The organism is Streptomyces sp. NPDC005728, assembly GCF_040630895.1.
Classification (GTDB): Bacteria; Actinomycetota; Actinomycetes; order Streptomycetales; family Streptomycetaceae; genus Streptomyces.
This window is the reverse complement of the sequence record NZ_JBEXYL010000173.1, coordinates 1-10,502: the sequence shown is the minus strand read 5'-3', so window position 1 is coordinate 10,502 and position 10,502 is coordinate 1. Positions and strand designations below refer to the sequence as shown.

The 10,502-nt window shown below is 68.5% G+C and carries 7 protein-coding genes and 1 pseudogene; 6 read left to right on the top strand and 2 right to left on the bottom strand.

Features of this window, described 5'->3' with window-relative positions; all coding sequences use genetic code 11:
* Both ABZ471_RS45760 and ABZ471_RS45755 read right to left on the bottom strand, forming a co-directional pair.
* On the bottom strand, positions 1–692 hold a 692-nt coding region (locus ABZ471_RS45760), incomplete at its 3' end, for a helix-turn-helix transcriptional regulator (RefSeq protein ID WP_359075086.1).
* 15 nt (positions 693–707) lie between these two features.
* Positions 708–1,389 (bottom strand): annotated as a pseudogene (locus ABZ471_RS45755) (DUF6879 family protein).
* Between the two features lie 172 nt (positions 1,390–1,561).
* Here ABZ471_RS45755 and ABZ471_RS45750 point away from each other — a divergent pair.
* The 6 genes from ABZ471_RS45750 (at position 1,562) to ABZ471_RS45725 (ending at position 10,361) form a co-directional block, all read left to right on the top strand.
* Entirely contained in the window at positions 1,562–1,777 is a 216-nt protein-coding gene (locus tag ABZ471_RS45750) for a hypothetical protein (protein WP_359075085.1), read from the top strand.
* A complete protein-coding gene (locus ABZ471_RS45745) occupies positions 1,774–2,115 on the top strand; it encodes a hypothetical protein (RefSeq protein ID WP_359075084.1) in 342 nt (113 codons plus the stop codon). Before ABZ471_RS45750 ends, ABZ471_RS45745 begins: the two co-directional genes overlap by 4 nt.
* A 1,027-nt stretch (positions 2,116–3,142) precedes the next feature.
* Positions 3,143–5,305, top strand: a complete 2,163-nt coding sequence (locus tag ABZ471_RS45740; RefSeq protein ID WP_359075083.1) for a recombinase family protein — start codon at positions 3,143–3,145, stop codon at positions 5,303–5,305.
* A 706-nt stretch (positions 5,306–6,011) separates the two neighbouring features.
* Positions 6,012–8,957, top strand: coding sequence for a tetratricopeptide repeat protein (locus ABZ471_RS45735; RefSeq protein ID WP_359075082.1), 2,946 nt, complete (start codon positions 6,012–6,014; stop codon positions 8,955–8,957).
* A 699-nt stretch (positions 8,958–9,656) separates the two neighbouring features.
* Positions 9,657–9,944, top strand: coding sequence for a WhiB family transcriptional regulator (locus ABZ471_RS45730; protein ID WP_359075081.1), 288 nt, complete (start codon positions 9,657–9,659; stop codon positions 9,942–9,944).
* 162 nt (positions 9,945–10,106) lie between these two features.
* A complete protein-coding gene (locus ABZ471_RS45725; protein ID WP_359075080.1) occupies positions 10,107–10,361 on the top strand; it encodes a hypothetical protein in 255 nt (84 codons plus the stop codon).
* Positions 10,362–10,502 lie beyond the last annotated feature (141 nt).

The window sequence follows — 10,502 nt, the reverse complement described above, 5'->3', positions numbered from 1 at the left end:
TGTCGGTCGTCGTAGAGCCAGAAGGCGGTAGCCGGGGGGATCTTGACCGACGAGGACAGGGGGATGATCCCCAGCTCCACAGTGTCGAGCCCCACCGTGCCTGCGAGACGGTCAAGTTGGGCAGCGAGGACCGAGGGCGGGCAGACCAGGGCGTGGAGCGCGGGCTCCCAGAGCAGGAGGTGGAACTGCTTCTCCGAGTCGTACAGCGCGTCTTGCCGCCTCATGCGGGAGCGGACGGCCTCCTCCGTGTCGCGCGGCGTGCGCTGCAGCTCGGCGTACCGGGTGAAGATGTGCCGGGCGTAGTCCGGAGTCTGGAGGATCCCGAAGACCATGGCGGGTTCCCAACCGCGGAACACCGTGGCATCCGCGTGCGCATTGAGGTGGGTGTCCTGCACCGCCTTGTGCCCGGCGGCCAGCTGCCGCCGCCACGACCGGATGTGGGACTCGAAGCCCCGGAGGCGGGCAAGGAGTTCGTCGTAGATGTCGGGCTGGCCCGTGGCCTCCGCCCATCGGCGCAGGTCGTCAGACGTAGGTGTCTGCCGGCCGTTCTCCAGGCGGCTCACCTTCGACTTGTTCCACCCGTGCTGCTCGGCGAGCTGGGCACCGGTGAGCCGGCCATCAGGCGCTGACAGCCGAAGTTCCCGGAGGCGTGCTCCGAGGGCCTCGCGTGCCTGCTGATAGTCCGTACTCACCGGTGACGCTCCTGCCTACTCTGCTGCGGCCAGCTGCGCCGCGAACTCCTCGTACGGCACTGCGTAGTGCATCGCCGCGTCGCGGGCCATGGCGTACCTCAGCACGGCGGCCGGCTCCCTGATCAGCTCGACGTTGACGAGGTTGCCGGCGTCGTCGAGGTTGAGCAGCGCCACCAGCCTGGAGTCAAAGATCCAGAAGTCTTCCTGCGGCAGACCCACGCGGTCGGCGTCCGCCCGGCGGAGGCTGCAGATGGTCTCGCCCACCGCGCTGTTGCGGCGCGCGTTGTCGAGCAGATACAGCTGGCCCCTGGTGGGCGGGCTGTCGACGACGCGTACCCGCTCGAACCTCTTGCCCAGCGCGGTCTGTTCGCGCCGCTCGGCGCACCATGCGGCGTCGACACCGTCCCAGTCCACGCCAGGCGGTGTGCTCGAACCGCGTGAACAGCTGGTCGAACTCGTCCAGGCTGATGATGTCCGGCACACGGTCGACCTCCTTGGGGCCGAAGTCGACGAGGAGCTCACGCGGTACCACGACGGGCACCTCACCCTCCCCGAGGTGGCGCAGCTGGGCAACGTCGTCGGGGTCGGTGAGCACAGACCCATGGACGATGACTTCCCCGGTGTCAAGATCCTCGTGGACGGACGGGCATCCGTTGACCCCGCTGCCCGTGCCGTTGAAGCGCAGTCGACGTGCCATAGCTACTTCCCTTCGCCGTACCGGTGGGACTGCCAGCGTCTACGAGGTGAGGGTGCTCTGGCGGTGGTTCGCGTGAGACTTTTCCGCAACACGACGCAACTCGCGTGGCCGAGTGTGCAACTTCGCGCAACTGTCATGGTGCCCGCCACCGGGCCGTTCCTACCGTCCCGATATGGCCTCTGCACCCTCGGCGCGAGACGCCGACGTCGACCCCTTCGCGGCTGTGGAGTCTCTCCGGGCCGCGCTCGATCAGGCAGGGATCGTCCTGCCGTCCCTCGCTGTCGACCCAGCAACGCCCTCCCTCGCCCTGGTCGAACTCGGCCGCATACGGGCCGACGTGGCCATTCGACTGGCCGAGGCCCTCCAGCCACGAGGAGCAGCAGCGTGAGCGCCACCACGAACATCGCGCCGATGGTGCTTGCCGCGCTGGCCGAGCATCTGCCGGAGCTGGACGACCTACCCGACGACCGGGCCCGCGGCCGCGGCTGCGTCTGGTGCGGCCTGCACCTGACCGCCGAGACCGCCATAGACCTCGGTGAGCAGCAGGACCACCTCGACGGGGTGCGCTGGTTCCCCCGCGGCTGCCACCCCTGCACCGCCGACCGTGCGCACCGGGCGATGCTCGAACACGGCTCGTTCTGCCCGCTGTGCGCGGCCGCTGATACGGCGGCGGACTGCGACCTTGGCCGCGGCCTGTACCGGCTGCAGAGGGAGTGCCGCCGATGACTCCGAAGACAACTGCTGTGCCCACGATTGCGCCCGGGGCGAGGGAGGCCGGCTACTGCGGGCAGTGGCATCCCGGCCAGCGCGGGTTCTGCACCCGGCCGCCCCACGCGGACAAACGCCATGTTGATCACTACAGGGGCAAGAAGTCCATCACGGACGCTGAGGGGTTCGTGTGGACCAGCTGACGTGGCCGACACCGCCCCGCGCCATGCTGGACTGCGACCAGTGCGTAACCCTCCTCGACGACCTGGCCAAAGCAATCAGTAGTGCGGTGGAGGCCAGTTCCCTCACAGCCCCGTCCACCGACTGGCGCGTGTGGCACCTCGATGCTCGGCTTTGCCATCCACGTGGCAGAGCAGCATCCCCGCCTGATCCCTCCGGAGCACGCCAACTGTGCTGCATGCGTCGGCTATGCAACCGCCGAAGCTCCGGCATCCGTGTGGGCGGCGCATCGGACCCGCGACCTGTATCTGCCAGTACAGCTGCGCTAGACCTCCGTGCCCGTCGCACGCCGACGTGCCGGGCACGGAAAGACCTCCAGCGTTCCCGACGACGGCGAATCGGGGGGTGCGGCGCTGGAGAGACGCAGGGCCGTCTCTGCCCCCGTCAGGGGCGGCCCTGCACACGAACGCCCGCCCGTCCTCAGGGCCCCCGTCCTAGCGCGGCCGAGGCACTCGGGCGTGACGGCGGGCGTGCATGATCCAGACGAGCGACCTCTCGATCGCCCAACCACACTGCGCTTATGGATAGTCAAGGCAGCGAGCGAACGCCGATAATCGGCCGTGAGGGTCTGCAGCGGTTGGCCGCTGTGGCCCGACGGTTGCGGGGCCGGCTGAGCGACGAGGGGAACGGGTCGTCATGCGAGACGACAGTGACGTCGGCCCCAGAGAAGGATTCCGGCGGTGCCGGACGGGCAGGTGTGGGTAGCACTGCCGGAGGTGAACCGGCAGGCGGTGGTGGGGCAGTTGGTGCGGCTGGCGAGCCGCGCGTTGTCGGCCGCCGCGCTGGCGAGTGAGCGGGACCGGCGATGACCTCGGTGATGCCGTGGGAGCGGCCTGGCAGCAAGATCGACGACCGTCACCTGCAGCGGCTCGCGGTGATCTATATCCGCCAGTCCACGCGCCAGCAGCTCGTCGATCACCAGGAGTCGACGCGGTTGCAGTACGCCCTGGTGGACCGGGCGGTCGGGTTCGGCTGGCAGATGGACCGGGTCCTGGTGATCGACGAGGACTTGGGCAAGTCGGGGTCGAGTGCGGTGGCCCGGACCGGCTTCCAGCGTCTGGTCACCGAGATCGGGCTGGACCACGTCGGTCTGGTGCTGGGGATCGAGATGTCCCGCTTGGCCCGCTCCGGCAGGGACTGGTATCAGCTGATCGAGCTGTGTGCCCTATCGGGTGCGGTGCTGGCGGACACCGACGGGGTCTACGACCCGGCCGAGTACAACGACAGGCTGCTGCTGGGGCTCAAGGGCACGATGAGCGAGGCCGAGCTTCACCTGATCAAGCAGCGGATGTGGAGCGGGCGCCTGAACAAGGCCCGCCGCGGCGAGCTGGCCTTCGCCCTGCCCAGCGGTTATGTCCGCCGCCCGTCAGGGGAGGTCGCCCTCGATCCGGACGAGCAGGTGCAGACCGTGATCCGCCTGATTTTCGCGCAGTTCGAGCGGCTCGGCACTTTGCACGGTGTGCTGCGCTATCTCGTCGAGAACGACATCCAGTTGGGCATCCGGCTGCGGGAGGGGCCGGACAAGGGCACCCTGGAATGGCGAAGGCCGAACCGGATGACGCTGCAGACCCTGCTGCACAATCCCGCCTATGCCGGGATCTACGCCTACGGGCGGCGCCGGGTCGACCCGCGCCGCCAGGACCCGGCACGGCCAAGCACCGGACGGGTCGTCCGCTCCCGGGACGGATGGCATGTGATGATCCCGAATGTCCTGCCCGCCTACATCACCATCCCCCAGTTCGAGGCGAACGAGGCGAGACTGGCGGCCAACCGTGCCCGCGCCGAAGCCATGGGCACGGTCCGAGGCGGCCCCGCGCTCACGGCCGGGTTGGTGCACTGCGGACGCTGCAACCGGCGCATGAGCGTGCGCTACCACACGCAGCACAGCAAGGCTCTGCCCGAGTACGTGTGCGCCCGGGACGTGACCAACTACGGTGCGCAGAAGAGCTGCCAGCTACTCAACTCCGCCTGCGTGGACGCCTTCGTCGAGCAACAGGTCCTCGCGGCGCTGACGCCCGCTGCCGTCGAGGTCTCCCTGCGCGCGGCCGACCAGGTCCTGGCCGAGCGGGCCGAGCTGGAACGGCTGTGGTCGCAACGGCTGGAACGCGCCGCGCACGTCGCCGACCGGGCCCGCCGCAGCCATCACCTCGCTGAACCGGAGAACCGCCTGGTCGTGCGCCACTTGGAGAAGGAGTGGGAGGACGCACTCGCCGCCCAGCAGCGGCTCCGCGAGGAGTACGACCGCTTCACCCGCAGCAGTCCGCACACCCTCACTCCGGCTGAGCGGCAGACCATCACCGCCCTGGCCTGCGACATCGAGGGTCTATGGCATGCGAACAGCACCACGACAGCAGACCGCAAAGAGATCATCCGCGCGGTCGTCGACAAGGTCATCGTCACCGTGCTCGGAACCAGCGAGCAGGTGAAGGTCACGATCATCTGGGCCGGCGGGACCACCACGGCTCAAGAGGTCACCCGCCCGGTCCAGCGGCTGGAACAGCTCAGCTACTACCCACAACTGACCGATCGGATCCGCGAACTCGCAGGCCAGGGCATCGGCGCCACTGGGATCGCCCACCGCCTGGAAGCCGAGGGCTTCCGGCCCGCGAAGGGCGGCAAGCGTATCTCCGCGGCCACCGTCCGCGACCTCATGCGCCGCCTCGCCTGCCCCGCGGGCCGTGTCCACCGGCATCGCCCCGCACCACCTGGGGAGGAGCCCGGCCCGGACGAGTGGTGGCTCAAGCACCTGGCCGCCGAGCTGGAGATGACTACCTCCACTCTCTACGCCTGGATCGACCGCGGCTGGATCACCACTCGCCGGGAAAGCTGCTGGCCCCACCGGCTCATCGCCCGCGCCGACCAGCGAGAACTCGCCGAACTCCGCGAACGCCGCACCCGACCGCCTGGCTGGTACAGCCGCCGCAGCTGGACCGAGACCGCCGACACGGCAGAGCAACAGACTCCATGAGTGCACTGTGCTTGACAGATCTCGACCACCCAGCGGCGGGGCAGGATCACGAACCCGGTGGCATCCTTCGGGCGGCTGACGGGGCAAGCTTTGCCGCACGGACACCGGATCGGTCGGCTGGGGCATGACGCCTCCTGTGAGCCGTTCTGACACCCCAGGCTTGCTCATTTTTGCCGGAATGGTAGTCAAAACACTTATATGACACCGCCGTTGGTGCCATCGTAGGGGCATTGGGCCGATCCGGCCGGGGGTGGGAAGTGAGTCGATTCGGCAGATGGGGCGTGGCCGTCGCCGTGACCGTCGTTGCCTTCACGGCGGGTACGTGGATCAGCGGAGCGTGGGTGCTGGCGTCGGTGATGAAGGATCCGGCGGTGCGATGGGCGGTGGCCTGCGGGGTGGGAGCCGCGGTGGCAAGCGTGGCAGGCATGTGGGGCAATGGTTTCGCCAGTAGTCGCTGGTCTGCAGCTGGGTCGGCGACAGCGTCCGGCACACGTGCTGTAGCTGTCGGGGGCAGCAGCAGCGGCGACATATCCACAGGAGACACCCACGGACCGGCTGCGCCTCCCCGCCCGGGGACGCCTTCTTCTCCCCCGGTGCCGAGCGCAGGGCCGGGGAACGCGAGCGCTTCCGGAGAGCGCTCGATCGCCATGGGTGGTGACAACAACGGTCGCCTCTCCACCGGCGACACGCATGACGGAACCGCACCGTGACGCCCCTGTTCCGCAGGCGCAAGAGCCGCCGGCGGGTCGGGGACAGCTTGCCGGGCGAGGGCACCAGGCTTTCCGTCGCCGAGGCTTCCGGCGTGCGGTCGGTTGCTGTCGCCGGCGATCTGTTCGGGGTCGTTCAGACAGGTGACAATGCGCAGGCGGTGGCCGTGCCGCCCGAAGCACTGCGGCCGCCGGCTGAGGTGGACGCCCCGCCTGGGCTGGACAACATTCCCTTTCGCGGGGTGTTCATCGGGCGTGGCGCAGAACTCGACCAGCTCGACGATGCGCTCGCCGCGCCGGGCGCGGCACTGGTGCAGGCGGTCCACGGACTCGGTGGAATCGGCAAGAGCAGCCTGGCCGCACACTGGGCGGCCACCCGCGCCCGCAGCTCCGGCTACGCGCCTATCCGTTGGATCGCTGCCGACAGCGCGGCCTCCGTGCAGCAGGGCCTGGCCGACCTGGCTGCCGACCTGCAGCCGCTTCTGGCGCAGGCGCTGCCGGAGAAGATGCTTGCCGAGCGCGCCCTGCAGTGGTTGGCCACTCATAGCGGCTGGCTGGTGATCCTCGACAACGTCAACGACCCCGAGGACATCGCGCCGCTGCTCACCCGTGCCGCTACCGGACGGTTCCTGATCACCAGCCGGCTCGCCACCGTCTGGCATGCCGCCACCACCGTCGTGCGCTTGGATGTGCTCGACGAGGCGGAATCCCTGGAACTGCTCACCCGCATCGCCACCAACGCGAGTGGACCGCGGGACATGGACGGCGCCGGCGAGCTGTGTGCCGAACTCGGACACCTTCCACTGGCCATCGAGCAGGCTGCCGCTTACCTCGCACAGAGCCCGCTGCTGACTCCGGGCGGCTACCTTGGCCTCCTGGCCCAGTACCCCGCCGACATGTACAAGGCCGGCGGCGCGGGCGTCACCAAGGCCGAGCGCACCATCGCCCGCATCTGGCACCTGACCCTGGACCGCATTCAAGAGATCCAGCCCCTGGCCACCGACCTCTTGCGCGTCCTGGCCTGGTACGTGCCCGACCACATTCCCGCAACGCTACTCAACCGCACAGCCGACGCACCTGTCGTCACCAGCGCTCTCGGCTTGCTCACCACCTACAGCATGGCCACCGCAGACCCCGCTACCAGCTCCTTGGCCGTCCACCGTCTTGTCCAAGCCCTGGCCCGCACCTCCGACCCCGATGATCTTCATCGGGCTCCGCGCCTGATCGACCAGGCTCGCCGCCAGGCGACCACACTCCTACTGAACGCCTTGCCACCCGGCTGCGAGGACCCCGCAACTTGGCCCGCCTGGCGTCGCCTTGCCCCCCATACTGATGCGCTGGCCCGCCACGCGCCTGCCGACACCGACACCTTCGACACCACGACCGTCCTGAACGAAGTGGGACTGTTCCTCAACGATCAAGGGGCGAGCGGCCGCGCGATCGCGTACTTCGAGCGTGCCCTGGCTGCCTCGAAACGGGTCCTTGGCGCTACCCACCCCGAAACACTGACCTCGCAGAGCAACCTGGCCGTCGCATGCGAGTCCGCGGGGGATGTCGAACGGGCCATCCACCTCCACGAGCAGACCCTGCAGGACAGGGTCCGGATGCTGGGCCGGGACCATCCCGAGACTCTCGTATCGAGCAACAACCTGGCGACCGCCTACCAGTCGGCAGGAAATGCGGAGCGTGCCATCCGCCTCCACGAGCAGACCCTGCGGGACCGGATACGGGTCCTGGGCCGAGATCACCCCTACACCCTCACCTCACGCAACAACCTGGCCGGCGCGTACCAGCTCGCAGGAGATCAGGCCCGTGCCATCTCCCTCCACCAAGAGGGCGCAGACGATGCGGCGCGGATCATGGGGAATGACCACCCCCAAACTCTTGCCGCACGCTGCAATCTTGCCGCCGCCTACGAGGCCGCGGGGGATTCGGAGCGCGCCATCTCCTTGCAGGAGCAGACTCTCCAGGACCGGATGCGGATACTGGGGAGGGACCACCCTGACACCCTCATGTCCCGCAGCAATCTCGCCGCCGCCTACGGCTCTGCGGGGGAAGTAGACCGTGCCGTCGTCTATCACGAGCAAGCTCTGAAGGACCGAATGCGGGTACTGGGGGGCAACCACCCTGACACCCTCACCTCACGGAACAACCTGGCCGCCGCCTACCAGTCCGCTGGGCAACCGGAACGCGCCATCCCGCTGCACGAACAGGTACTGGACGAAGCGGTGCGCATCCTCGGCAACGACCACCCCCGTATGGTGACCCTCCGGAACAACCTGGCCGCCGCTTACGAAGCCGCCGGGCAACCGGAACGGGCTGTCCCGCTGCACGAACAGGCCCTGGACGACGCGGTGCGGATCCTGGGCAACGGCCACCCCGACACCCTCGCCCTGCGCTACAACCTGGCCCACACCCACCAGTCAGCCGGAAACCTGGACCGCGCCATCCCGTTGTACGAGGACGTCCTCACAGACACCGAACGGATCCTGGGCAACGACGACCCGCGGACCCTGGCCTCACGCACGAGCCTGGCCGAAGCACACGCGTCAGCAGGAGACTTCGACCGTGCCATCCCTCTGCTGGAACAGACTCTGCAAGACCGGGTGCGGATACACGGCCCGGGCGACCCTGACACCCTGGCCTTCCGGAACAACCTGGCCGCCGTCTACCAGTCGGCCGGCGATCTGGACCGCGCCATCCGCACGTACCAGGAGACGCTCCACGGTGCAGTGCGGAGCCTGGGCAGCGGCCACCCCAGCACCATCACCTTCCGCTACAACCTGGCCGTCGCCCTCGAGCGGGCGGGAGACCTGGACCGCGCCATCCCCTTGTACAAGCAGGCTCTCGACGATGCGGTGCAGACCCTGGGGAACGACCACCCGATGACCGTGGCCATTCTCCGGGCCAATCTCGACGTCGCACTCGGCCAAAGTGAAGACTGACGGTTTGAAGGTGCACACGGACTTGGGCACTGACCATGGTCCCGGTGACCCGGCCTTGGACCTTCGCGGCGGCATCGGTGCGCCATCCCTCGCCCTGCCCTTCCCCGTCTTCTTCGCGACGGCGGCCTTCTTCGCCGGAGCCTTGGCAGCTTGCTGGGTGGCCGTCGCCCCAGGGGCCGTCTTGGGCCGGAGCCTTCTTCGCGGCCTTCTTCTGGCCGGTGGCGGAGTCGGCCTCCTGCCGCGGCTCGGGGACGGCGGCTTCCTCCGGCTCGACCGGCGCAGGAGTGCCGCCCTCAGCAGCCCGAGGTGCCGCCGCCGCGGTGTCGGGGTGGGCCGGGGCCAGCGCCACCTGCTCGGTCAGCCACTTCTCGTCCGCCTGAAGCTGCCCAAGAGTTTCCTGCAGCCTGGCGATCTGCTCCTCGATGTCCTTCTGCCAGCTGAGGTTGGAATGGATGTGGCGGCGGTGTCGGGCATGCGGTGCACGCTCCCTTGGTCCCTGGTGTGTTGCGCGGTGCTACCCATGTCAGCCCGCTACGGCCGATCTCCCGCCCGAACACACTCCGTACGAGAACACACCACCACTGCCCACCACCCGGGCCCGCCCGTACTCCTGCACACACGGTGGTGAGCAAACCGGAGCTTGTGAACGTTGTGTCAGGTAGGCAACGTAGGGTCGTCGAGGGAAGCCGAGGGCGAGCCATGACCAGGGCACAATGGGCCGAATACGCGGCCTGCCGGAGCACCGACCCCGACGAACTCTTCGCCCCGGGCGCCGCGCAGAACCGGGCGAAGACAGTGTGCACCGGATGCACGGTGCGTACCGAGTGCCTGGCCGAAGCACTCGATGAGCGCATCGAGTTCGGCCTCTGGGGCGGTATGACCGAACGCGAACGCCGGGCCCTGCTGCGCCGCCGGCCAGACGTTGCCTCCTGGCAGAGGGTCCTGAACGACGCACGCCAGGCGTTCGAGCAGTCCACTGCCAGCTGACAGCCCGGTGTACGCAAACGGCCGTGCCCCGGCCGCCCGCCGAGGGCGGCTTCCGCCGCTCACACTGCTCGCAGGCCCCGCACTGGCGCGGGCCGGTAGACGAGGGCACGCGCGGGTGATCACCTCCCACGGAGCCTCCACCAGGAAAGGGGCAATCCTCTGATGATCCGCCTGCCCTCCAGCCACGCCGCGATCACGGCACCGCTCGTCGCCTGTGACACCTGGTTTGGAACGCAGATCTCGGTGAAAGCGCAATTCAAGCTGGGGGATTCCGTGGAAGCAGGCGTTGAAGCGGCCTTCCAATATCAGTGGTTGAACAAAAAGCTAAGCACGCATAGGACCCGGCGATGCGGTCCTTCCTCGGAGGCGATCTACCGAGCCCCTTTCGCCGGCTACCTCGGCCGGCGCGACACCTAGCTGCGCATCGGGATCCGCCGAAACAAGACACCGCAAAGGACTGTCCTGGCGCCCGGGGGAGCAAGTACCCGGCGATCATCGAGCTGTAGGAATACATGCGGTTCGAATGCATTCGCCAGGCGGCAAACCATTGTGATTAGA